Consider the following 257-nt stretch of genomic DNA (forward strand, 5'->3'; position numbering starts at 1 on the left):
TCCAATCAATCAGCACCCAGCAAAGCAAGCGCGCAGCATGAGGCCAAAGCGCGTGACAAGGCTGCCGATGATTGGACAGCCCGCGCCTTTATCACCGTTGAACGCGCGCTCTTGATTTTGATTGCCTTTATGACGCTTGCCGCCACAGCGATCGAAATTCAAACCGTTATTGTTAATCGCACGATCAGTCTTGCTGATATCTTGCTGATGTTTCTCTATCTTGAGGTTATCGGCATGATTGCGGTTTTTTATCGCGG

Annotated in this window: 1 protein-coding gene; it reads left to right on the forward strand. The window is 49.8% G+C overall.

The genetic code is table 11. The annotated features are described in order from the left end of the window. Positions 1-257 (forward strand): hypothetical protein (locus tag JI667_RS22185; RefSeq protein WP_206858678.1); only part of this gene is annotated, 257 nt, incomplete at both ends.

The organism is Bacillus sp. NTK074B (assembly GCF_017303375.1).
In the GTDB taxonomy this organism is placed as follows: Bacteria; Bacillota; Bacilli; order Bacillales; family Bacillaceae_B; genus Rossellomorea.